We start from the raw sequence: 23,226 nt of genomic DNA on the forward strand, positions 1-23,226 counted from the left end.
GGTAATTAAAAATAAATCAAAAATGAGAATACATGAAATTAGAATTTTAGCGATTATGTTTATAATGTCTTTGAATAGTTGCAAAACAGAAAATTCTGAAATGAGCACTATTGATTTTTCAACAGAAGAAAACTTATACAATGGATATAACCTACCGGGATTAACCCCTGAGCCCTTTGTTCCTAAAATGAATTCCTCTCAAGAATGGAAATTAGGGAATACAGACTCTATGGATATGGACGAGTTTTATTTTACATACACAGGCGACAATCCATTTGAGCCGCTCGTAGTGGTGTATCGGAATGAAGGTAATAGTTATAAGGTTAATAAGTATAGCTTTAACCATAATCCCAGCGATAGCAACATCTTATATTCCAGATGGAACTACATAGAACGTACTAATTTCGGCTGGTCAAAAATTAAAAGTTTGGGTCCTATGTTTGACAGAGAAGATTGGGGCATTATGGTTATGTCAATATCTTCTAAAGGGACAATTGTTTTCGATGACTATAAAAGTAATGATGTAATCCGAATGTCAAGGATTATAGACGGGAAACGAGAAGAACCGAGATTACTAGGAAAACATATTAACACAGGTAAATGGACATGTCACCCCTTTATAGCACCTGATGAATCCTATTTAATATGGGGTAGTGAGCGAGAAGATGGATATGGCAAATCTGATAATTATATAAGTTTTCGACAACAAGATGATTCTTGGGGTCCTGCCATTAATATGGGAGATAAGATAAATTCAGAACTCGTAGAGAATGGTGCACACTTAACACCGGATGGAAAGTATTTGCTTTTTTCAAGGCATGAAGAAAAAGTTAAGGATGATGGAAGTACATATTGGGAATCAATAAAATATTGGGTTGATGCTGGAATTATTGAAACCTTAAGACCTAAGCAATGACTACAAGTGAAAAAATAGAATAAAACATAACTACCGCCAACATTGCATAAAACGGCAATAAGCCCTATGCGGGCTTGCTGCGTTTATGCGAGACCGTTATAAATCAGTTAGAAAAGAATGGAGCTTAAAGCTATTTTACAACTAGAAAACGAAGAAAAGTATGAAGCCGCTTTAACAAAATATAGACAAGCTTATTTTGAAAAACCGAGTGATTTCGAAATATGGAAACACTACTATTTTTTTCTTTGGTATTTAAATGTGGAAGATGGTTCCTTAGGCCTTCAAGAATTTGTAAAAATCAACAATTTATCTTTAGAATTAGAGCAAATTAGCAATGATGGGATTAAGAAATATTCCCAAATAGCCGAAGGGCTTTTTGTTCTTGGTTATACGATAAATTTATTTCCGTATTTATTCGGAGAGTATGTAGAATGGGAACAAAAAGGAAAAGAAATGATGGTAGGTGCAGCGAACCTAGAACCAAATAATATAATTTATTCCATGGTGGTTCTTGGTCTTGGAGTTGAAATCCAAGGAAATCTAAATTATAAAATGGTATGTAAGAAAGCTGCTCCCATTGTCAATGATAAATTTAGTTCAAATGGCCTTTTGAATTCATATTTCAAAGCAGTATTATTTAGAATAAATTGATGAATTCTTTCTTCATTCAATGCCATAAATAGTTTTTGAGTTCCGTCAAGTTTATGGTTATAACATCTAGTGATTCAAAAGGACAAATTTAGATTCGACTCGACATCCCTTAGCAGTGTCTCGCTTGCGGACTCTGCGGTGTTAATCAGAGAGAGTAAATAAAGTTCCTGCTGAGAGAGTCTCCGCCAGGGATTCCGCAATTCCACTTTTAATGATTGGATTAGCATACCTCTAACTGTTAATTTTGGTATGGCCAAGAGTACTATTCCAAAACCGCATAAATTACTAACCGACAAAAAACTGGCATTTAAACCCTGAAAATCTATGTAAATATGACAGTAATTGTCTTTGATTTTATAGGTCGAAAGCTACTTTGAATTGCAGAAGTAAAATTTCCATATATTTGATAACCGCCTTCGGGGCATGGATACTATTGCATTCCATTTTTGACCTGAATTTAGCTTTTAATGAAAAAAATAGCAGTTAAGAAAGGAGACATCTTACAAAGAAAAGGTGAGATAAACAGTAAGGCATACATAGTGGAGAGCGGCTTATTACGCAGTTATACCATAGACGATAAAGGGAAAGAACATATCTATATGTTTGGACCAGAAAACTGGTTAGTGGCGGATACTTCAGAGCCTCAGATACCTTGTCAATTATTTATAGATGCCATAGAAGACTCCGTGATAAATGTTACTACCAAAGAGGAATTATTGCAAAATGGGCCGGACCTAAAAGTTTTGCTAAGGAGATTAAATACCATGCAAAACAGGATAGTAATGCTAATGAGCTCAAATGCTAGAGAAAGGTATGAGCATTTTATAGAAACATACCCAAAAATCATCCAAAGGGTTCCGCTAAAAATGATTGCCTCTTACCTGGGAATTACCCCAGAAGCCTTAAGCAGGGTAAGAAATGAGCTTTCTCAAAAATAAATAGACAATTGTCATTTCTTGATGTACATCAAGGCACAGGTTTCATAGATGTAAGAATTTTGTGCCCATAATTAATGAAAAAAAAGAAAATGACAAATCAAAAAAACAACAAGGCAATTAATATAGGGTTATGGATTGCACAAGGTTTATTAGCGGCCATGTTTATTATGGCTGGATTAATGAAAACCACTCAACCAGTAGAAGCCTTAGCAGAATCACTTCCATGGGTTACATCTACTCCGTTGGCTCTAGTTAGGTTTATTGGTATCAGTGAGCTCTTAGGTGGTTTAGGATTATTGTTACCTTCTATTTTACGTATAAAGCCTTTATTAACTGTGTGGGCAGGCTTAGGTCTTGCGGTGGTAATGATATTGGCGGCAGGTTTTCATGCATCAAGAGGTGAGTTTTCAAGCATAGGAATGAATGTTGTTCTCATAGCAATTGCCTTATTTATAGCATGGGGAAGAAGTAAGAAAGCACCAATTCTGGCTAAGAGCTAATAGTAAGGTTGTTTGAGCTCAATTTCCCTTTGCGGAGTCTCCGCCAGAGACTCCGCAATTCCACTTTTAATGAATTGGAATAACATACATCTAACTATTAAATCTATTTAGGTAGTGTAGTTACCTCCCCCAAGTCCAATCGGCCCAAATCCAACTTCAAATTAACCCCACTTAGCTGCCTTCTAAAAGATTCATTTATTAAAAAATGTAGAATTTCGGCTGTTGATAGCTGAGGCCATCTTCGGGGATATTACAAACCTTCTGACCTACCCAGAACTGGTCAAAGGAGATTATAATACCCCCATAAGATTTGGAAGACCAAGCAGTAAAAGCACTTTTAATGAGGCTGGTTTTAGTGAACATTTGCCTATTGAGCTTCTTTTGGAGGAAAGGGATTAGTTAGGAAGAAAAAGCATTGAAGAAACGAGAGTTTAATATAAACCGTTTATCTTAGTATAAAACATTTTGAATATGTCTACAATCGATTTAAAGGAAAGAGTTCTTAAAAAGATAGCAACTGTCAAAGAGGACTACTTGTTGGAAGAAGTGTTGGCTTTGATTGAATTTGAGACTAACACTGAACTATTAAAGCTAACAAAAGACCAGAAATCTGCTGTAGATGAAGCTAGCGAGCAGCTGAAAAATGGGGAATACCACACTAATGAAGAAGTTGAAAATGAAATAGACCTGTGGCTAAACGCATAATTTGGTCTAAAAGAGCTAAAGAAGATAGGAGTAGTATTTTAAGGTATTGGTTGAATAGAAATAAGTCGAACGCATATCCTAGAAAGCTCAATAAACTTTTTAGCGAATCAGTTAGATGGCTATCTGAAAGCCCATTTGGTAGGAGGAGAACTGACTATCTTGAAACTAACGTGAAAATAGTTAGGGACTATAAAATTATTTTTGAAGAAGATGAAACAACCATATTCATCTTGACAATTTGGGACACTAGACAGAATCCAGAAAGGCTTAGTTCCATTATAAAGGACTCAAAAAATTGAGCGAATAATCAAAGTTTGAGACTACCTATTTATTCCTTGCTTTTTTGGAAGAAGTAAGGTTAAGGAGTTCGTTTTCTGAAAATAAGGCAAATGGCTGCGTTTTTAACCTCGCAGTTGGGTAGTACTTTTTCGGATTTTATACATGACCTGATTTAAACTGTACTTCATGATTAACGAGACATCTATTATATTGAAATGCGAAAAAATAATTCGAGAACTTGCAAATCAAGTTGCGAAGGGAATTAAAAGTGAAGATTTCAATTCTGGTATCATAAGCAAAATGAAATTTGACGATAAGAATGGATGGAACGTTTTATGCAGTGTAATGGACGTTTTATCTGATACTGAACTTGCAAAAGAGAATTTTATTAAATTTGGTCTAGGTGGTCCAACAAAAATTAGAGATTACGGAGAGCAATATTTGAGATTGTACGGTATAACTAATTCTATCTATCTTCAAAAGTCAGCTGTGCTGGCTTTTATAGAACTAATAAAACTTCCAAATAAAAAAAAAGAGGTTGCAAGAATTGAGAATAGTAGATTTGTTGAATTTAGACATATAGTTGGTGCACATACTGTTGATTATCTCGATAATGGTAGGAAGAATCCTCATCAAATTCAACGAGCGTTAATTGATAAATATCCGATTCAGACCTCTGATTCGAATAATAATTATCGAAAATTTGATTTAAAAGAACTACTGTTTGAATTTGATAATGTAATAGAAGATGTACTAGTACGCTCAACTGAAAAGTTTATTAAAACTGTTCTAAAAAATGGCGGAGAGAAAAAGGAACTACTAATAAAGAAAATTGAAGCTTTAAAATCAATACAAAACGGTGGCGTGGCAATTTGGCCAGATAATGAAGAAGAGTTTTTTGTTGTTAAAATTAAAAAGGAATCTTAATGGTTTTCCTCAAACGGAGTCTCCGTTAGGGACTCCGCAACTCCACTTCTTATATAAGAAATACATACAGTTAACTATTAAAGCTCATTTAGGTAGAACAGTAGTCTCCCCCAAGTCCAATCTGCCCAAATCCAACTTCAAATTAACCCCACTTAGCTGCCTTCTAAAAGACTCATTGATTAAATAATGTAGAATTTCGGCTGCTTCATGATAGCTGAGGCCATCTTCATGGATATTTGAAATGCAGTTCCTGCTTTCGTCTGTCAGGCCAATGGCGGGTTTATAGGTAGTGTAAATTCCCATACTTTTAGGGGAGGAAAGTCCTGGTCTTTCGCCTATAAAAATGGCCGTCATTTTGGCGGAGAGTAAACTTCCTATCTCGTCGGCTAATGCCACACGAGCTTGTGAGGCCAATATTATGGCTACACTATATTTCTCCAGTATTTTAGGAAGCAAATTTTGAAGCGTTTCTACCGCATGGGTATTTATGGCTTCTGCGGAAAGGCCATCGGCTAGAATGATAATTAGGTCAAAAGTCTGTTTTGATTCTTTTAAATCATCTACAGATTCGGTTGAAAGTCTTCTGCCCAAATCAGGTCTTTTGAGAAATTCTTTTCGATCGGATATTTGACTACTGACTTGAAAAATTGGCAAGCCAAAGGTTTTTAATTGACCGAGTAAACTCTCTGTATTTAAACTAGAGTCAATAGCATCTTTGGCGTTAGCATGAGCAAGTTTAAAATCTAAAACTTCTCGCAATGGCAAGCTTCCACCCACATGACCAAGAGCAATTCTAGCTTTGCTCAATGTTCTCAATTTTGACCAAGGGTCTTCCGAAATGATAGCCTTTCTCATACTTTAATTCCCGTTAAAAGTTTATGAGAATTTTCTATGAGGAGTCGTTGTCCTTCTTGATTCATAATGCCCATTTTTAGGAGCCATGCCTCAAACTCTGGCGAAGGCTTTTTGCCTAAAACCTTTCGTAAATAAAGGGCATCATGAAAAGAGGTGGATTGATAGTTCAGCATGATGTCATCAGCACCCGGCACGCCCATAATGAAGTTTACGCCGGCCACGCCTAAAAGCGTCAGCAGGTTATCCATGTCGTCTTGGTCGGCTTCGGCATGGTTGGTATAGCACACATCCATGCCCATGGGTAATCCCATTAATTTAGCACAAAAATGGTCTTCTAAAGCTGCTCTGATAATCTGTTTGCCATCGTATAAGTATTCTGGGCCAATAAATCCTACCACAGAATTGACCAAAAATGGGTCAAATTTTCGTGCTACCGCATAGGCTCTGGCTTCACAGGTTTGTTGGTCTATGCCATGATGTGCATTGGCCGATAAGGCTGAACCTTGACCCGTTTCAAAATACATAACCTGATTTCCGATGGTGCCACGATTTAAAGTTTTGGCAGCCTCATTGGCTTCTTTTAAAATCGAAAGATTAATACCGAAAGAACTATTCGCTTTTTCTGTTCCTGCTATGGATTGAAAAACTAAATCTACAGGAGCTTTGTCTATGATTTCTAAGGTGGTAGTGACATGCGATAGAATACAACTTTGCGTAGGTATCTCAAATTTCACCCTGATTTCCTCCAGCATCTTGAGGAGCTTAGATGTGCTTTCGGGGCTGTCGGTAGCAGGATTTATACCTATCACGGCATCACCACAGCCATACATTAAACCATCAATAATGCTCGCGGCTATACCTTTACTATTGTCTGTTGGATTATTGGGCTGTAGCCTGACCGATAGCCTTCCTTTTTGACCTACGGTGCTCCTAAATTTTGAGATATTCTCACATTTTTGAGCGACAGCTATCAAGTCCTGGTTTCGCATAAGTTTAGAAACCGCTGCTACCATTTCGGGTGTCAAACCTGCCGCTATGCGTTTTATAAGAGCATTATCTACCTCATGTGTCAGTAGCCAATCTCTAAGCTCACCAACTGTAAAATGAGAAATAGGGGAGAAGGCGGTTTTGTCATGGTCGTCTATAATTAGACGGGTAACTTCGTCTTTTTCGTAAGGAATGAGGGGCTCTTCTAAAAATGTTTTGAGTGGTAAGTCACTCAAGGTGTACTGAGCCGCTATTCTTTCCTGATTTGTGTTAGCGGTAAGTCCTGCCAAGGCATCACCAGTTCTAAAAGGCGTTGCCTTTGCCATCAAAGTTTTTAGGTCTTTAAAGGCGTAAGTGATTTTTCCCAGTGAGAACTTATAAGGCATGTAGGGCTTAGGTTTTTGACTTCCTGAAATTAAGAAAGATTATATAAACCATGCCTAAAACTAGGAAAGAAACAAAGGCCCAAAACTGTAAATATGCTAAAGATAAGAGGCAAAAGAGTGAAATAAGGGCCGCTAGTACACTAAAGAGTATAGACTTTCCTTTTTTGAAATCACTGTGTTTGAAGTTTAATTTCGGGTCGTTTGATAAGCCTTCAAAACCTTTTAGTTTATTATTTTTTCTGATCTTGAAAAGTGAAATACTCACGCCGAAATACATAAAAACCGCTCCGAAAACAGATAATTCAATGAGATAAGAAGTATGGCTGCCCCAAATAGCAAAAGTGCTCAATGCAAAAACGAGGAAAGAGGCTAAGGCTCTTTTTGACTTTTTGGAGAGCGATGGGAAGTTCAAAAAAGTTTCTAACTGCGTAGTGGCAGCCAAGCCCACACCTTGCAAAGAAGCAATTAAACCAAAAAGCCCGATGAATGTAAATATCTGAACGATGGCATGTTCTTTAGATAGAATTAATGCCAAAGAAGCAGGCATGGGGTGATTATCTTGACTGATAATGGCCCAGTTTTCTGCATTCCAATTAATACCCGCACCTGCCAATAATAAAACGCTAACTGCTAAAAGAATCAAAGTCCAAAATGCAGCTTGATAGCCTCTGGTTAGATGTTTTCTGAAACCTTCTTTTTTGATGTTGTTAGTCATCAATGAAATACCTTCAATGGCCAATAACAACCATATAGCAAAAGGCATGGCTTTTATAAGTGATAGGAAATTGAATTCGCCAAAGGAATTATTTACTAGATTATCAATTTTAAAAGAGCTTATGACGGAGCTTTCATAAATGGTCAGTTCTAAAATAGCTAGAATAGTAAGGCCGATGGTAAAGAGAATGCTAATGCTGAGGTCAAAAAGATTAACCACACAAAAGAGAGCGATAAAGATAGTGGCTACCCAGTTAGCTATACTGAGGTCGTTTTGAAGAAAACCAAGATATTCACCCAGAGAACTAGCCACCGCAGGAGTAGCAAAGAGAAACTCAAACAGTATGGCTAGCGATATAAAACTTCCGGCCGAGGCTCCAAAGGCGTTTTTGACATAAGTCTGTGGCCCAACGGCTTCAGGATATACGCAGGCCAACTCTATCAAACCCTGAATCAAGGCATAATACATAATGGCGGTGAGCAATACCGGAATGAAGAAGAATTTAGGGCCTGTGATAGACCAGCCAATATTCCAGCCAAAGGACTCGCCAGAAATAACCAATCCCACGCCAATAGCCCAAATAGCGAATGCTCCTAGTTTTTTCTCAGCCAAAGGATTACTCATAGTTTATCATGATTTTGGTAGAAAAGATAGGTAAAAATGTGGATGCCCTTATAAGATTTGGTGTTGTTTTAGCATAAGGGTCTAGTGAATAGAAATATGCGAGTATTAATTGTGAAAATTAAGGGATGATGAGTTTTATGATTTTATATAGTTCGCAAAATCAGATTGCAGTAAACCTCAGAATAATATCAAGTCGTTTTTTGTATTTTTGTTAAAAAATAATGAGGATATGCGTACGCTTCAATTACGAATAAACGATAAGGTCTATGATAGGTTTCTTTGGTTGTTGAGTAAGTTCAATAAAGAGGAAATTGAAATAGTGAATGAGAATCAAGATTTTGTTTCAACTCAATCCTACCTTCAAAAAGAACTGGAAGAAATAGAAAGTGGAAAAGCTAAATTTATTTCTCAGACTGAATTTGAGGATAGATTAAACGAAGTAATTTGAGATAAACATGAAGATTGTTTATAAAGATACTTTTGTAAACCGACTTGAAAAGCAGCTAAAGTATATTTCTATTGATAATCCTTCTGCCGCTAGAAAGCTGAAACGAGATTTAATTGAGAAAATAAAAGGCATTCCTCCCAATCCTCTTAAATTCAGGCAATCGATATATTTTGATAATGTGTTAGTTCGTGATTTGATTTTTAAAGGGTACACAGTGGTTTTCCGTATAAATGAGAATGTGATTGAGGTTTTTGGCTTAGTGAAATTTCAAGAGAATCCTACAGATTTGAAGTAATATTCACTAAGTTTTAGGCAAGGAAATCTGTTATTAGACATAGGGTTTCTATTTTGCAAGTGCTCTATAAAGTCCTGTTGACTTAGTCGTATTCTTAATGATTTGGTCAAAGTAAAAACATTTCTCATTTTTAATATTCCAAAAAACCTATCGAAATGAAGCGTAAAGAATTTATTAAGACCAGTTCAGCGGCGGCAGCGGCTACTTTTTTGTCTCCAATATTGTCTTGTACACCAAAAGAAGAAACAGCAGAAGTGATTAGAAAAAATTGGGCGGGAAATTATCAATATAAGGCAAAAAACCTTTATGAGCCTACCACGGTGCAGGAGGTTCAAGATTTCATACTTAAAAAAGAGAAACAAAAGGCTTTAGGCTCATGTCATTGTTTTAATAACATTGCAGACAGCCCAGAGAGCCAAATCTCAACCAAGAAACTGAATAAATTCTTATCTATAGATGAGGAGCAGATGACAGTTACCGTGGAGGCTGGTGTACGGTACGGAGACTTTGCAGAAGAACTTCATCAGAAAGGTTATGCTATTCATAATTTAGCTAGTTTACCGCATATTTCGGTAGCGGGTGCTATGGCTACTGCTACGCATGGTTCTGGTGTAGGGAATGGCAATTTGGCCACTTCTGTTAGTGCTATTGAAATAGTGAATGCGGCCGGCGAAGTACAGAGCTTTAGCAGAGAAAAAGATGGCGATAGGTTTAACGGAATGGTGGTGAATTTGGGTGCTTTAGGAATAGTAACTAAGGTGACTTTAGATATAATTCCTACATTCTCGGTTAGACAAGATATCTATCAGAACCTGCCTGTATCTGCTTTGAAAGATAATTTTGATGAAATAATGTCGTCAGGCTATAGTGTGAGTTTATTTACAGATTGGCTAGATAACAATGTAAGTCAAATCTGGATTAAGCGTAAAGTAGAAGAGAATACGGAAGATATGCCGGCTGAATATTTTGGTGCAACAGCGGCTACTAAAAACTTACATCCTATTACAGCACTTTCTGCCGAAAACTGTACAGAACAAATGGGTGTAGCAGGGCCTTGGTATGAAAGACTGCCGCATTTTAAAATGGGCTTTACGCCAAGTAGTGGAGAGGAATTGCAATCTGAGTTTTTTGTGCCAAGAGAGAACGCCGTGGAGGCCTATTTGGCTATAGAAGAAATGAAAGAGGAGATTAATCCGCAGCTTATGATATCTGAAATAAGAACTGTCAAAGCAGATGATTTGTGGTTAAGTACGGCGTACAAAAGAGAATCAGTAGCTTTTCATTTTACTTGGAAACAAAAAGACAAAGAGGTGCGAGCTCTTTTACCAAAAATTGAAGCCGCACTAAGTCCATTTGGTGTAAGGTGTCATTGGGGTAAAATATTCTCTATCAATAAAGAGACCCTGCATAAACGCTATGAAAGAATGGACGACTTTTTAGCACTTGCGAAGGAGTTTGACCCTAATAAGAAGTTTGAAAATGCCTATTTAGATCTGAATATATTGTCTAAATAGAGTTTTAAGGCATTTTCTAAATCAATTGCCCTATCTTGCCATCCCTTTTCAAACGCTTTAGACTATATGGATTTTATAAAAAACCAAAAGAAGGTTATTCGTGCATGGTGTATGTATGACTGGGCCAACTCCGTTCATAACCTCGTCATTACCTCTGTAATTTTCCCTATTTATTTTCATGCCACTGCCGTAAATGCGGATGGTGGTGATGTTATTAATTTCTTAGGTTTTGAGATTAATAATGATGTGCTGTATTCTTATACATTGTCATTGGCTACATTGAGTTTGGTGATTTTAAGTCCTATTTTAACAGGAATAGCAGATTATAGCGGACGTAGGAAGTTCTTTATGAAATTCTTTTGCTACCTAGGAGCGGCCAGTTGTATGTATTTTTTCTTTTTTACTAAAGATAATATTACTGCTGCTGTGATTGCCTTTGGACTTTCTTTAGTCGGTTGGGGAGGCTCAGTGGTGTTTTATAACTCCTTTTTGCCTGATATTGTTACCGAGGATAGGTTTGATAAAACCTCTGCTACTGGTTTTGCCTATGGCTATATAGGTTCGGTTTTGTTACTGATTACTAACCTTGCCATGATAATGAAGCCTGAGTTGTTTGGCCTTACTCAAGCCGATTCCGATTCAGGGTTTACATCGCGAATTGCCTTTATTACCGTAGGAATATGGTGGGCATTATTTGCTCAAATTCCTTTTTATTATCTGCCAAAAGACCAGAGCAAGCCTTTTAAGATGCAATGGATTAAGAAGGGTTTTCTAGAACTGAAGAAAGTATATACAGAGATGCGTACCAAGAAGCTTATCAAAAGGTTTTTGGCGGCACTTTTTGTGTATGATATGGGTGTGATGACTGTGATTTATGTGGCAGCTTTATTTGCAGATAAAGAGTTGAAAATACCTACGGAAGGCTTAATTATTACCATCTTGTTAATTCAGCTAGTGGCTATTCCAGGCTCTTATTTTGCCTCATTTCTTTCAAAGAAATACGGAAACACTATAGCCCTAAGGGTGATTGTGGCCATTTGGGCAACTGTGCCTTTAGCGGCATATTTATGTACCACGGCAGAGCAGTTTTATGTAATAGCCTCTGTGGTAGGTTTAGTTATGGGTGGTGTGCAGTCTCTTTCTCGGTCTACCTATGCTAAGTTAATTCCAGAAGGAACTAAAGATGTGGCTTCATATTTCAGTCTTTATGATGTAGTAGAGCGTTCTGCTACCGCCATAGGAACCTTCTTTTTTGGTTTCATTATTCAGCAAACGGGCGATATGAGAAACTCGGTGCTGTTAATTTTAGTGCTTTTTGTCATAGGGTTTCTGCTTCTTATGAGAATTCCTTCTAAGCATATTTATGATTGATAGGGATTTAGTTTTTCAATTTTGTAAATACTTTTGATAAACCGGTTTCACATCATCATGACTCTGGACACGTCCTTCTTTCCAATCTTTTAGACCTCTCTCATAAGATTCTTTTTCTGACTGGGATATGCTTTCCCACCAATCAGATGAGAGTTCTCTATTGTTTGCAACTTGCTGTTTTGAATCCATTTGCTTTTAATTTATTAGAATTATTCATGAATGCGAAAAAGGGTTGCAATAAATGTCCTTTGGGACTGAAATTCTGACCAAAACCTTCTGCATGTCCCGCTAGGGACAACACCTCGGTAGAAAAAGAACGAAATCAAAAGCTTGTCCCTTAGGGACAAAACCTCGGTAGGAAAAAGAACGGAATCAAAAACATGTCCCTTAGGGACAAAACAAAATATCCTCAGCTACGATATTAATCAAAAGTCTTCGCCGAATCCGCGACCAACCTATTAATTTCTCTCATTTCCTTATCTGATAGATTTCGCCATTTCCCTACAGGCATATCTAATTTGACATTCATTATACGCACCCTTTTTAGTTTGGTTACCCTGTAATCTAAGTGCTCGCACATTCTTCTAATTTGCCTGTTGAGCCCCTGTGTTAATATAATTTTGAATTCAAATTTACCTGTCTGTTCCACAAAACATTTCTTAGTGATAGTCTCTAAAATGGGAACACCCATGCCCATTCTTTGGATGAAATTATTTGTGACAGGTTTATTGACGCTCACTATATATTCCTTTTCGTGGTTGTTTCTGGCACGTAAAATTTTGTTAACCATGTCGCCGTCATTGGTCAGGAATATCAATCCTTCGCTCGGTTTGTCTAGTCGGCCTATCGGAAAAATTCGTTTTGGGTGATTTACAAAATCAATGATATTGTCTTTTTCTACGCCTACATCTGTGGTGCAAACTATGCCCACGGGTTTGTTGAGGGCTATGTATATAAAATCTTCTTTAGGTCGTGAAATCAGTTTGCCATCTACCGCTACTTCGTCACCTTCCGCTATTTTAGTTCCCATTTCTGGCACTACACCATTTATGGTAACCCGGCCTTCTTCTATGAGTTTGTCGGCAGCTCTTCTAGAGCAATACCCCGCTTCGCTTAAAAACTTATTTATTCTAGTTAATGTCATTGAGTAAGTTGGTCGTAAATCTTTTTAAACTGGAGGTCTGCATACCCAAAAGAAGGCTCCTGAATGCAAAATTGCTTAAATGCTTCTTGGAAATCTAAGTTTTCTTCATTTAACAGTATTTCTTTTATAGATTTCTCTAAGTCACCATTCAAACGCCTTTCATTTGCTTTGACTGCGGTAAGTAGAAAAGAAAACTGATTTCTTAACTGAGCAGCTAAAGCTTCCATTTGGGATAAATCATTCGTTTGAAAAGCTGGCCAAAACTCTTTTAACAATGAGAGGTTTTTCCTTGAAACTGCTCTTCTTTTATATAAAGCATCTTTTAACTCTTCAGCGTTCATTGTTCCAAAACCAGACTCGTTTTGTGGCAAGACCAAATAAATATTTTGCTGCTTTAGCAGTGAGCTAACAAACCACAAATTCACCTGACAAAAGAGGTCAAATTCAAACCATAAATTGACATCAGCGTTATTAGGAAGGTTTATTATCTTCTCGAATTCTGAAACTACATCGCTATAATAGTCTATGCCACTGTTTTCATATTGACCAAGATAGGCCGCCCTTTTGTCAAAAAGCATTTCTAAACTTTCAGCATTTACGTCACCTTCTACTAGGGCCTCCTTGCATATTATAATTTCACCTTGAATCTCTTTTGGTATTTGCCACCTAAGCATATCCCCATTTAATATGTGGTATACAGCACTCATGCAGTAAGCATTGGGAAATATCGTTCTTCTATAACCTGATAGTGATGTTTGGCATGGCCAATAATTACAAAGCCAAGGGCTAGTACACTAATATTACTGGCGAAAGTTTCGCCAGTTCTTTGGAGCATTTCGGTATTAAAACTTTTAAAAAGAGTACGACTCCCTGCTCTCACGCTCTCCCATTCTTCCATAAGCTCGTCAATGGTTCTATTTGAAACATTCGTATTTTTAGCGAAATCATCTTCTTCAAAACCCGGTAAAACGGTTTTGTCATTTCTGCCAAACCTTAATGCTCTGTAAATCATAATTCTTTCGGTATCTATAATATGCTGTAAAATATCTTTAACAGTCCATTTTTCTGGAGCATAAATTTTGTCTTCGAGAGCTTTTAACTTTTCTATATCAGCCATTATGTCATGTGGCGTATTTAATTCGAATGCCTCGTTTAATGGCAAATCGTCCACTTTTTTAATGTATCTGTCAAAGAACTCTGGTAATTCTGGCATATCTGACCACTTCTGACTCATGAGGTATTATTTTTGATGGTTAAGCAACTAAACTGGCATCCTTTTGTCAATTATAAAAGCCTTTTAAATAAAAAATAGTTTAAAATGGCTGTCGGGATCTTTACTTGTAAAGGAATCGTATTATGAAAGAGGGCTAAATAGTGAAACTATGGAAGAAGAAGAAGAAGTTTTAGATAAAAAACCAAGGTACTCCGAAACCGAAAAGTATAAGGTATTTGACAGTGAATTTATGCCACATATAGATTCTATGTACAATTTTGCCTTTCGTTTAACAAACGACGAAGATGGAGCAAATGACCTGGTTCAAGACACCTATTTAAAGGCATTCAGGTTTATTAATTCCTTTCAAAAGGGGACTAATGCTAAAGCATGGCTTTTTAGAATTTTAAAAAACTCTTTTATCAATGATTACAGGAAAAAGAGTAAAGAACCAGCTAAAGTAGATTACCAAGAAGTAGAGTCTGTATATAACTCCGCAGACGAGCCACAGTATAACGGCACGGTAGATTTAAGAACAGAAATGGTGCACGATCTCATTGGAGATGAGGTGGCTATGTCATTAAACGGTTTACCAGTCGATTTCAGAACAGTTATTATTTTATGTGATATAGAAGGTTTCACATATGAAGAAATGGCCAAGATTTTAGACATACCTATAGGAACAGTAAGATCTAGATTACACAGAGCTAGGAACTTATTGAAAGAGAAATTGCGTTCTTACGCTACAAGCATGGGATATAAGGAGTTACGCTAATTGTTCCGGTTGCTAAAAAGTATTATAAAATCAATTTTTTGAAATGAGTGAGGTAAAAATTTCTGAAGTAAAACATAACTGCCAAAACCATGAGAAATGCATGGAGATGATTCAAGCAGTTTTAGATGGTTCCGCTTCTAAGGAAGAAATGGAACACTTCAAAAACGAGATGGATACATGTTTGCCATGTATTGAGGGGCATAACCTAGAAAAGAGCATTAAAGATGCCCTCAATGTTAAGTTAGAGAAAAAGTGCTGTCCAAAAGCTACTGTTTCATCTATTAGAGAGAAGTTGGGTTTTGCTACTTTGTTTATAGCATTCGCAATACTTCAAATTAAAGTTATTCAGGCTGTTTTTTAAAACAGTTTTTCAAGTATAACGGCATCCACTGGAATGATTTTCAGTGGATTTTTTATTTTTGTGCAATCAAAACTACATCAATGGGAAAAGCCATCATATTTTGTGCACCGTCTGGATCGGGGAAAACTACATTAGTAAAGCATTTAATTGCCTCAAACAACGATTTGGGCTTTTCCATATCTGCCTGTACTAGAGATAAAAGAGGTAGAAACGAGGTACACGGACAAGATTACTACTTCCTAACCATTGACGAATTCAGAACGAGCATAGAAGCCGACAAATTTGTGGAGTGGGAGGAGGTTTACCCCGGAGGATATTACGGTACCCTCAAAACAGAAATAGAAAGACTTTGGGCCGAAGGCAAAAACGTCATTTTTGATGTAGACGTAAAAGGTGGCTTACAGCTCAAAAAGTATTTTGGAGATAAAGCACTGGCTATTTTTGTCAAAGTACCGTCTCAGGAGGTTTTGGAGCAGAGGCTTCGCCAAAGAGGTACAGAAACGGAAGAGAGTCTGTCAAAAAGGTTATACAAAGTCAAATTTGAAATGACTTTTCAAGACAAATTTGATGTAGTACTGCTGAATGATGAACTAGAATCTTCTCAAAAGAAAGCAGAAAAGCTTTACGCCGATTTTAAAAGTGGTGACTTAATTTTTGACGAAAAACCACTAAGAGTTTAAGGATGAAAATAGGTCTGTTTTTCGGTTCTTTTAATCCTATTCATCTCGGGCATTTAATAATAGGAAACACCATGGCTACCCATACAGATTTGGGTGAGGTTTGGTATATAGTTTCGCCTCAAAACCCCTTCAAAAAGAATAAAGGCCTCCTTCATGAGTTTGATAGACTCACCATGGTAGAAAAAGCCATTGCAGATAATCCCAAACTTAGGGCTACTGACGTAGAATTTAATCTCCCAAAGCCAAGCTATACCATTGATACGCTAACAGTTTTGGCGGAGAAACACCCACAGCATGAGTTTGTTCTTATAATGGGAGAGGATAATTTGGTGCAGTTTGAAAAATGGAAGAACTACGATAAGATTTTGGAGTATTATAAACTCTACGTCTACGAAAGGCCAAATACGGCACCGCATAACTTTAAAGACCACCCTTCCGTGAGCTTTGTGGCCGCTCCACTTTTAGATATTTCGGCTACCTTCATCAGAAATTGCATTAAAAATGGGCAATCCATTAAATACATGGTTAAAGAAGAAGTGGAGGAGTATATTAAGTGGAAAGGTTTTTATTCCTAATAATAATGTGGCAGGTCCCTTGGGACATAATAATGGTAAAAACAACATACCTTAATGGCAATCTTCGACTTATTTGGCGGAACTTTGGTAGCCAAAATTTTGACAAATAAAGTAATAGCTGTATGTAAGGCTAAACCGCCTCACCAATTATCCTAAGCCCTTTCAGGGTCAAATTAATATCTACATCATCAAATTCTGTTTGCAGTCCTTTTAATATGGAGGATAAGCCTCCTGTAGCGTAGACTTTACAAGGCGTTCCTATTTCTTTTTTGAAGTGGGTCAATAGGTTTCTTACCAAACCTTCATAACCGTAAAGTACCCCAGACTGAATAGAATTTAATGTGTTTCTGCCAATAGCTTTATCGGGGAACTCCAAAGGCACCTCTGGCAGCTGTGAAGTTTTAGAAAACAGAGCATAAACCGCCGTTTTTAGGCCAGGCGTTATGGCTACGCCCAAAACCTCTCCATTATTACTAACAGCCGTAAAAGTAAGAGCCGTGCCAAAATCCACCACAATGCATGCTGATTTAGCTGCACTATATGCCGAAACTGCATTGCAGTACAAGTCCAGACCTAGTTCGTCTGGATTTTCAATAGAAACAGAAACATCGGGATGGATGCCTGCTTTAACCACAATGGTCTTACTAATACTCAGTCTGTTTAAGATTTCCTCAATAATGGGTGTTAATTCAGGAACTACACTACTTAAAACTGTTTTCTGGAATTGATTGGCCGAAATATTGTTCTCCAAAAAGAAGTTATGCAAGCCATATTCAAAAAATACAGTACTCTCCTCTTTTTTAGAAGGCACACGATAAGTGTGGCTAAGCCGCTCACCATCAAATACTCCAAAAAGAATGTCAGTATTGCCAATATCCGCTACAAGCATAGAAAAGGTGTTTTTTTGTGAAAATTAAGCAATATCTCAGAATAAAAATAACGGATAGTTCGTCGACAAACCTTTGGCGGCGATACTTTAGTTTCTTACATTGTGATTAGATAGATAAAGGGAGGTAGTTAAATAGAAATATCTAGCCAAAATTTCCCTTTAATTAAAAAAGGTTGTACCTTTGCAGCCTTGTTGAGAACGAGGAAATGAAAGAGCATTCAAAATATCAGATAAATATTCAAGGTCTTGAGAATAAAAGACATGAATTTGACTTTGAGGGAGATGACGCCTTTTTTGAATCTTTTGAGCAAGAACTCATTGAAAAAGGTAACTTTAAGGCTGATGTAAAGCTTGAAAAGTCTTTGACAATGATTAGGCTAGATATGCATATAACGGGTTCTTTAACTTTAGTATGTGATAGAAGCTTAGAGGAGTTTGAAGAGCCATTTGAAATATACGAGAAATACGTGTACAAATTTGGTGACGATTATGAAGTAGTATCTGAAGATATGGAAGTGATTCCATTTGGAGCTGCCGAAATTAATCTGGCGAGAAACATTTTTGAGTATATTGGTTTAGCCTTGCCAATGAAAAGGCTTCATCCAAGTTTAAGAGACAGTGATGATGAAGGTGGGTTTGTTTTTTCTGATTCTGATGAAGAGGGAAATACGCCCAAAAACGAAGCGATTGACCCAAGGTGGGCAGCACTTCAAAGTTTGAAAAAAGATTTATAAGTTTTATTAAATAGGTAAGTAATGGCACATCCGAAACGAAAAATTTCGAAAACGAGAAGAGATAAGCGTAGAACGCATGATAACTTGGCAACAAAGACTTTGTCTGTAGATGCTACTACAGGTGAAATTCATGTTCGTCACCGTGCTCACGTTTATGAAGGCAACCTTTTTTACAAAGGTAAATTGGTGGCAGAAGACTATAAGTAATATCTTATCAGTTTCTTAACTACTTCAGGGCTCGCTAACCAAATGAATATTGCAGTAGACGTAATGGGAGGAGACTATGCCCCAAAGGTTGCCATTGATGGTATACTTTTGGCTTTGTCAGAACTTCCATCTTCTGTTAAATTGACTTTGGTAGGCAGAGAAGATGAAATTTCAGAAGCACTTAAAGAAAGAGGTGTTTCTGATGATAGAATTATTATACAGCATGCTCAGGATGTTGTAGAGATGCATGAACATCCTACAAAAGCCTTTTCTCAGAAACCCAACTCTAGTATTAGTGTTGGGTTTAAGCTTTTAAAAGCTGGGCAAGTTGACGCCATGTGTAGTGCCGGTAATACTGGAGCTATGATGGTTAACTCGCTTTTTATCTTAAAAACTTACGGAAACATCCAAAGACCGCCTATAGCTGGTTTTTTTCCAATGAAGGATGGTAAGTCAAGTTTGATGCTAGATATTGGTGCCAATGCAGACTGTAAACCAGAAGTTTTGGTACAGTTTGCTGAGCTTGGTTCTCTTTACGCAAAACTCTATTTTGGGATTGAAAGTCCTAAGGTAGCTCTTCTTAATATAGGAGAAGAAGAAACTAAGGGGTCTGCAGTAGCTCTGGCTACGCATCAATTACTTAAAGTTAACGATAAAATTAATTTTGTTGGTAATATTGAGGGTAGAGATCTTTTTGAAGGTGTGGCCGACGTAGTAGTTACGGAAGGTTTTACTGGAAATGTGATTTTTAAAATGGGCGAGTCGTTTTACGAATACGCTAATAGTAAAAACATAAAAGACCCTCTTATTGACAGAATGAATTATGAAGTAGTAGGAGGAAGTCCTATTATTGGAGTGAAAGGGAATGTTATTGTAGCACACGGTATTTCTTCGCCGGTGGCAATAAAAAATATGATTTTACTTGCTCAAAGGCAGGTAGAGTCCGGAGTAAATGCTAAAATTGCGGAAGTCTTCGGAGACTAATCTGCTATTAATCAAAAGAACCTAAAATCTTTTATGAGCTTGAAAGCCGCAATTACGGGGGTACATGGTTACCTTCCAGAAGATGTTCTGACCAATGCTGACTTAGAAAAATTGGTTGATACTAATAACGAATGGATTGTTAGTAGAACAGGAATCAAAGAAAGAAGAATTTTAAAGGGAGAAGGTTTAGGAACCTCGTACATGGCGGCCGAAGCTGTTAGAGGACTCCTGAAAAAAACAAATACAGACGCTTCTGAAGTTGATTTGGTTATTGTAGCTACGGTTACACCAGATTACTTTTTCCCATCTACAGCTAATTTAGTGTGTACACAAACTGGCATTGGCTCTATTGGTAGTTTTGATATCATGGCAGCTTGCTCAGGCTTTATATATGCCCTTTCTACGGGTAGTCAGTTTATTGAAACAGGAAAATACAAGAAAGTTATTGTAGTAGGTGCTGATAAGATGTCGGCTATTGTCGATTGGAAAGATCGCACTACGTGTATTTTATTTGGAGATGGTGCTGGAGCAGTAATGTTAGAGCCAAACGAAGAAGGTTGTGGCCTAATGGACTTTAGACTTCACTCTGACGGTACAGGTGAAAATCACTTAATTATGAAAGGTGGAGGAAGTAAAATTCCAGCTTCTTTAGAGAGTGTTGCCGCAGATTTACATTATATTCGTCAGGAGGGTCAAGCTGTTTTCAAATTTGCAGTAACTAAAATGGCTGATGCTGCCGCAGATATTATGGAGGCAAATAATCTCAATGGAGATGATATCGCCTTTCTAGTACCTCATCAGGCTAATAAGAGGATTATAGATGCCACAGCCAGAAGAATGGATATTGGTTCTGAAAAAGTAATGATGAACATTGACCGATACGGAAACACTACCGCGGCTACTATTCCTTTGTGCCTTTTTGATTTTGAGTCAAAACTTAAAAAAGGTGATAATATAGTGTTAGCAGCTTTTGGTGGAGGGTTTACTTGGGGTTCCGCCTATATCAAATGGGCTTATTAAATTGAAATAAATAATATTATAATATGGCTACTACGTCAGATTTTAGAAACGGACTAGTAATAGAATACAATAACAGTCTTTGTATTATTACGGAATTTCAGCACGTAAAACCAGGGAAAGGTCCTGCTTTCGTAAGAACTAAACTCAAAAATATCAGAACTGGTAAAGTATTAGACAATACTTTTACAGCTGGTGTTTCTGTAGTAACAGCAAGGGTTGAAAGAAGAAAGCATCAATTTATTTATAGTGACGACATGGGTTTTCACTTTATGAATACGGAGACTTTTGAGCAGATAAATCTACCTGCTGATATGGTGCCTTCAAACGACCTTTTGAAAGAAGGGGAGAATGTTGATATTTTAATTCATGCAGAAGAAGAAACACCGTTAATGGTAGAACTTCCTATGTATGTAGAATTAAGGGTAAGTTACACAGAGCCAGGTCTTAAAGGCGATACTGCAAACAGCCCAATGAAACCTGCAGAGGTGGAAACAGGTGCTACTATTAAAGTACCTCTTTTTATTGAAAACGACGAATTAATTAAAGTCAATACTGGGACCTACGAGTATGACTCACGTGTCAAAGAAAACTAGAGAAATCGCCTACACAGGCGATTTTCCTAATTTTGACGATATCTTTTTCTTTTTACATTTGTAACACTCAAAAAATACCTTTTCACAGAAATGGAGACAAAAGAGATTCAGAAACTAATAGATTATATTTCAAAATCGGATTTGGATGAAGTGAATATCGAGACTTCCGAATTGAAATTACATATCAAAAGAAATACAGGAGCTACAGTTCAAACTACGCAGTTGGTCGCGGCACCAGCTCCGGCAGCATTGCCCGCAGCTCCTTCGGCCGCGGCACCAGCTCCAGAAGCACCAGCAGCACCTCCTGTGGATGCAAATGCAGGTTTAATTGAAGTTAAATCTCCTATGATTGGGACTTTTTACCGTTCAGCTGGTCCTGGAAAACCAAATTTTAAAGATGTAGGTGATAGCATGGCAGAAGGTGATGTTATCTGTATAGTAGAGGCAATGAAGCTTTTCAATGAGATTGAAGCTGAAATTACCGGAAAAATTGTAAAAGTATTAGTGGATGATGCTACTCCTGTAGAATTTGACCAGCCACTATTCTTAGTTGACCCTTCTTAAAGTTCTATTAAAATAATATCTATGTTTAAGAAATTATTAATAGCCAACAGAGGAGAAATAGCCCTTAGAATAATGAGGACCTGTCGTGAGATGGGCATTAAAACTGTAGCAGTTTATTCTACAGCAGACAGAGATAGTTTGCATGTAAGATTTGCTGATGAAGCGGTTTGTATTGGGCCTCCTCAAAGTGCTAAATCATATTTAAGTATCCCTAATATTCTTTCAGCAGCAGAAATCACCAATGCGGATGCTATTCATCCTGGTTATGGTTTCCTTTCTGAAAATGCAGAATTCTCTAAAATTTGTGAAGATTATGGTATCAAATTTATTGGTGCTAGCTCCGAACAAATTAACCAAATGGGAGATAAGGCTACTGCTAAAAATACCATGAAGAAAGCGGGTGTGCCTGTAATACCTGGTTCTGACGGTCTTTTAGAATCTGTAGATGAGGGAATAAAGCTTGCTAATGAAATGGGCTACCCTGTCATAGTGAAAGCTACAGCAGGTGGTGGTGGTAGAGGAATGAGAATTATCAGAAAGGATTCTGAATTTCAAAAAATGTGGGATGATGCCAAAATGGAATCGGGAGCAGCTTTTGGAAATGATGGACTTTATCTAGAAAAGTTTGTAGAAGACCCTCGCCATATAGAGATTCAAGTAGTGGGAGATAGCTATGGTAAAGTTTGCCATCTTTCTGAAAGAGATTGCTCTATCCAAAGAAGACATCAAAAACTTTTGGAAGAAACGCCTTCTCCGGTAGTTGATTCTGAATTACGAAAGAAAATGGGAGAAGCAGCCATTAAAGGAGCAACTGCCATTAAATACGAAGGTGCTGGTACTGTAGAGTTTTTAGTAGATAAACACGGAGACTTTTATTTCATGGAAATGAATACTAGAATCCAAGTGGAGCATCCTATTACTGAAGAAGTTACTGATTTCGATCTTATTAAAGAGCAAATAAAAGTAGCCGCTGGTATTCCTATCTCTGGTAAAAACTATGAACCAAAGAAGTTTTCAATGGAATGCCGTATTAATGCGGAAGACCCAAAGAATGGTTTTAGGCCATGCCCTGGGACTATAAAATCAATGCATTTCCCTGGCGGGCATGGTGTAAGAGTAGATAGTCACGTATATGTAGGTTATACTATTCCTCCACATTATGATTCTATGATAGCCAAGGTTATTGTGACGGCACAAAGCCGAGAAGAGGTGATTGTGAGAATGAAACGAGCATTAGATGAGTTTTATATAGAGGGTGTAAAAACCACTATTCCATTCCATCAAAAATTGATGGAGGATGAAACATTTAAGTCCGGTATATTTACTACCAGTTTCTTAGACACATTTGATTTCTCTGATTTATAAGACTAAAGAGC

Annotated in this window: 31 protein-coding genes; 23 read left to right on the forward strand and 8 right to left on the reverse strand. The window is 37.3% G+C overall.

Features of this window, described 5'->3' with window-relative positions:
• Positions 1-100 precede the first annotated feature (100 nt).
• From AADJ06_RS13250 to AADJ06_RS13285, 8 genes are all read left to right on the forward strand, one after another.
• On the forward strand, positions 101-916 hold the full coding sequence (locus tag AADJ06_RS13250) for a hypothetical protein (RefSeq protein WP_341226946.1): 816 nt from the start codon (positions 101-103) through the stop codon (positions 914-916).
• A gap of 117 nt (positions 917-1,033) precedes the next feature.
• Complete coding sequence (locus AADJ06_RS13255) at positions 1,034-1,567, forward strand: hypothetical protein (protein WP_341226947.1); 534 nt, start codon at positions 1,034-1,036, stop codon at positions 1,565-1,567.
• A gap of 467 nt (positions 1,568-2,034) precedes the next feature.
• Positions 2,035-2,505: a Crp/Fnr family transcriptional regulator gene (locus AADJ06_RS13260; RefSeq protein ID WP_341226948.1), complete on the forward strand. Its 471-nt coding sequence runs from the start codon at positions 2,035-2,037 to the stop codon at positions 2,503-2,505.
• Between the two features lie 74 nt (positions 2,506-2,579).
• Complete coding sequence (locus AADJ06_RS13265; RefSeq protein ID WP_341226949.1) at positions 2,580-3,005, forward strand: DoxX family protein; 426 nt, start codon at positions 2,580-2,582, stop codon at positions 3,003-3,005.
• A gap of 222 nt (positions 3,006-3,227) precedes the next feature.
• Positions 3,228-3,404: a hypothetical protein gene (locus AADJ06_RS13270; protein WP_341226950.1), complete on the forward strand. Its 177-nt coding sequence runs from the start codon at positions 3,228-3,230 to the stop codon at positions 3,402-3,404.
• A gap of 72 nt (positions 3,405-3,476) precedes the next feature.
• Entirely contained in the window at positions 3,477-3,710 is a 234-nt protein-coding gene (locus tag AADJ06_RS13275; protein WP_341226951.1) for a hypothetical protein, read from the forward strand.
• Positions 3,695-4,009: a type II toxin-antitoxin system RelE/ParE family toxin gene (locus tag AADJ06_RS13280; RefSeq protein WP_341226952.1), complete on the forward strand. Its 315-nt coding sequence runs from the start codon at positions 3,695-3,697 to the stop codon at positions 4,007-4,009. The genes AADJ06_RS13275 and AADJ06_RS13280 overlap by 16 nt, the downstream gene beginning before the upstream one ends.
• Positions 4,010-4,175: 166 nt before the next feature.
• Positions 4,176-4,916, forward strand: a complete 741-nt coding sequence (locus AADJ06_RS13285; protein ID WP_341226953.1) for a hypothetical protein — start codon at positions 4,176-4,178, stop codon at positions 4,914-4,916.
• 84 nt (positions 4,917-5,000) lie between these two features.
• Here AADJ06_RS13285 and eutC read toward each other — a convergent pair whose 3' ends face one another.
• From eutC to AADJ06_RS13300, 3 genes are read right to left on the reverse strand one after another with little or no spacing between them, the layout of a single operon-like run.
• A complete protein-coding gene (gene eutC, locus AADJ06_RS13290) occupies positions 5,001-5,771 on the reverse strand; it encodes an ethanolamine ammonia-lyase subunit EutC (RefSeq protein WP_341226954.1) in 771 nt (256 codons plus the stop codon).
• Entirely contained in the window at positions 5,768-7,144 is a 1,377-nt protein-coding gene (locus AADJ06_RS13295) for an ethanolamine ammonia-lyase subunit EutB (RefSeq protein WP_341226955.1), read from the reverse strand. Before AADJ06_RS13295 ends, eutC begins: the two co-directional genes overlap by 4 nt.
• 7 nt (positions 7,145-7,151) lie before the next feature.
• Positions 7,152-8,483 carry an amino acid permease gene (locus tag AADJ06_RS13300; protein ID WP_341226956.1) on the reverse strand — a complete coding sequence of 444 codons (1,332 nt, stop codon included), beginning with the start codon at positions 8,481-8,483 and terminating at the stop codon, positions 7,152-7,154.
• A 229-nt stretch (positions 8,484-8,712) separates the two neighbouring features.
• Here AADJ06_RS13300 and AADJ06_RS13305 point away from each other — a divergent pair, with 229 nt between their 5' ends.
• From AADJ06_RS13305 to AADJ06_RS13320, 4 genes are all read left to right on the forward strand, one after another.
• Entirely contained in the window at positions 8,713-8,931 is a 219-nt protein-coding gene (locus AADJ06_RS13305; RefSeq protein ID WP_341226957.1) for a tRNA pseudouridine synthase A, read from the forward strand.
• 7 nt (positions 8,932-8,938) lie between these two features.
• Complete coding sequence (locus AADJ06_RS13310) at positions 8,939-9,226, forward strand: type II toxin-antitoxin system RelE/ParE family toxin (RefSeq protein ID WP_341226958.1); 288 nt, start codon at positions 8,939-8,941, stop codon at positions 9,224-9,226.
• Positions 9,227-9,381: 155 nt separating this feature from the next.
• Positions 9,382-10,740, forward strand: a complete 1,359-nt coding sequence (locus AADJ06_RS13315; RefSeq protein WP_341226959.1) for a D-arabinono-1,4-lactone oxidase — start codon at positions 9,382-9,384, stop codon at positions 10,738-10,740.
• A 66-nt stretch (positions 10,741-10,806) separates the two neighbouring features.
• On the forward strand, positions 10,807-12,111 hold the full coding sequence (locus AADJ06_RS13320) for an MFS transporter (protein WP_341226960.1): 1,305 nt from the start codon (positions 10,807-10,809) through the stop codon (positions 12,109-12,111).
• Between the two features lie 15 nt (positions 12,112-12,126).
• Here AADJ06_RS13320 and AADJ06_RS13325 read toward each other — a convergent pair whose 3' ends face one another.
• The 4 genes from AADJ06_RS13325 to AADJ06_RS13340 all read right to left on the reverse strand — a co-directional run bounded on the left by AADJ06_RS13325 (position 12,127) and on the right by AADJ06_RS13340 (position 14,489).
• A complete protein-coding gene (locus AADJ06_RS13325) occupies positions 12,127-12,300 on the reverse strand; it encodes a hypothetical protein (RefSeq protein WP_341226961.1) in 174 nt (57 codons plus the stop codon).
• Between the two features lie 232 nt (positions 12,301-12,532).
• Positions 12,533-13,255 carry a 23S rRNA pseudouridine(2604) synthase RluF gene (gene rluF, locus AADJ06_RS13330; RefSeq protein ID WP_341226962.1) on the reverse strand — a complete coding sequence of 241 codons (723 nt, stop codon included), beginning with the start codon at positions 13,253-13,255 and terminating at the stop codon, positions 12,533-12,535.
• The gene (locus AADJ06_RS13335; protein ID WP_341226963.1) at positions 13,252-13,962 is read right to left on the reverse strand and encodes a DUF1835 domain-containing protein; all 711 of its coding nucleotides are present in this window, start codon (positions 13,960-13,962) and stop codon (positions 13,252-13,254) included. Before AADJ06_RS13335 ends, rluF begins: the two co-directional genes overlap by 4 nt.
• Positions 13,959-14,489, reverse strand: a complete 531-nt coding sequence (locus AADJ06_RS13340) for a DinB family protein (RefSeq protein WP_341226964.1) — start codon at positions 14,487-14,489, stop codon at positions 13,959-13,961. Before AADJ06_RS13340 ends, AADJ06_RS13335 begins: the two co-directional genes overlap by 4 nt.
• A 148-nt stretch (positions 14,490-14,637) precedes the next feature.
• On the opposite strand from AADJ06_RS13340, the gene AADJ06_RS13345 reads away from it, so the two are divergent.
• The 4 genes from AADJ06_RS13345 to nadD all read left to right on the forward strand — a co-directional run bounded on the left by AADJ06_RS13345 (position 14,638) and on the right by nadD (position 16,859).
• The gene (locus AADJ06_RS13345; RefSeq protein WP_341226965.1) at positions 14,638-15,243 is read left to right on the forward strand and encodes a sigma-70 family RNA polymerase sigma factor; all 606 of its coding nucleotides are present in this window, start codon (positions 14,638-14,640) and stop codon (positions 15,241-15,243) included.
• Between the two features lie 43 nt (positions 15,244-15,286).
• On the forward strand, positions 15,287-15,604 hold the full coding sequence (locus AADJ06_RS13350) for a hypothetical protein (RefSeq protein WP_341226966.1): 318 nt from the start codon (positions 15,287-15,289) through the stop codon (positions 15,602-15,604).
• Positions 15,605-15,684: 80 nt separating this feature from the next.
• Complete coding sequence (gene gmk, locus AADJ06_RS13355; protein ID WP_341226967.1) at positions 15,685-16,284, forward strand: guanylate kinase; 600 nt, start codon at positions 15,685-15,687, stop codon at positions 16,282-16,284.
• A gap of 2 nt (positions 16,285-16,286) precedes the next feature.
• On the forward strand, positions 16,287-16,859 hold the full coding sequence (gene nadD / locus AADJ06_RS13360; protein ID WP_341226968.1) for a nicotinate (nicotinamide) nucleotide adenylyltransferase: 573 nt from the start codon (positions 16,287-16,289) through the stop codon (positions 16,857-16,859).
• Positions 16,860-16,989: 130 nt separating this feature from the next.
• Here nadD and AADJ06_RS13365 read toward each other — a convergent pair whose 3' ends face one another.
• Entirely contained in the window at positions 16,990-17,748 is a 759-nt protein-coding gene (locus AADJ06_RS13365) for a type III pantothenate kinase (protein ID WP_341226969.1), read from the reverse strand.
• A 206-nt stretch (positions 17,749-17,954) separates the two neighbouring features.
• On the opposite strand from AADJ06_RS13365, the gene AADJ06_RS13370 reads away from it, so the two are divergent.
• The 7 genes from AADJ06_RS13370 to accC all read left to right on the forward strand — a co-directional run bounded on the left by AADJ06_RS13370 (position 17,955) and on the right by accC (position 23,215).
• Positions 17,955-18,482: a DUF177 domain-containing protein gene (locus AADJ06_RS13370; protein ID WP_341226970.1), complete on the forward strand. Its 528-nt coding sequence runs from the start codon at positions 17,955-17,957 to the stop codon at positions 18,480-18,482.
• A 21-nt stretch (positions 18,483-18,503) separates the two neighbouring features.
• Positions 18,504-18,689: a 50S ribosomal protein L32 gene (gene rpmF, locus AADJ06_RS13375; RefSeq protein WP_341226971.1), complete on the forward strand. Its 186-nt coding sequence runs from the start codon at positions 18,504-18,506 to the stop codon at positions 18,687-18,689.
• Positions 18,690-18,731: 42 nt separating this feature from the next.
• A complete protein-coding gene (gene plsX, locus AADJ06_RS13380; RefSeq protein WP_341226972.1) occupies positions 18,732-19,673 on the forward strand; it encodes a phosphate acyltransferase PlsX in 942 nt (313 codons plus the stop codon).
• Positions 19,674-19,706: 33 nt separating this feature from the next.
• Positions 19,707-20,693 (forward strand): beta-ketoacyl-ACP synthase III, encoded by a 987-nt coding sequence (locus AADJ06_RS13385; RefSeq protein WP_341226973.1) that lies wholly within the window; start codon positions 19,707-19,709, stop codon positions 20,691-20,693.
• A gap of 23 nt (positions 20,694-20,716) precedes the next feature.
• Entirely contained in the window at positions 20,717-21,286 is a 570-nt protein-coding gene (gene efp, locus AADJ06_RS13390) for an elongation factor P (RefSeq protein WP_341226974.1), read from the forward strand.
• Between the two features lie 90 nt (positions 21,287-21,376).
• Positions 21,377-21,850, forward strand: a complete 474-nt coding sequence (gene accB / locus AADJ06_RS13395; protein WP_341226975.1) for an acetyl-CoA carboxylase biotin carboxyl carrier protein — start codon at positions 21,377-21,379, stop codon at positions 21,848-21,850.
• A gap of 21 nt (positions 21,851-21,871) precedes the next feature.
• Positions 21,872-23,215 (forward strand): acetyl-CoA carboxylase biotin carboxylase subunit, encoded by a 1,344-nt coding sequence (gene accC, locus AADJ06_RS13400; protein ID WP_341226976.1) that lies wholly within the window; start codon positions 21,872-21,874, stop codon positions 23,213-23,215.
• The last annotated feature ends 11 nt before the right edge of the window (positions 23,216-23,226 follow it).

Source organism: uncultured Arcticibacterium sp. (genome assembly GCF_964021845.1).
Taxonomy (GTDB): Bacteria; Bacteroidota; Bacteroidia; order Cytophagales; family Spirosomataceae; genus Arcticibacterium.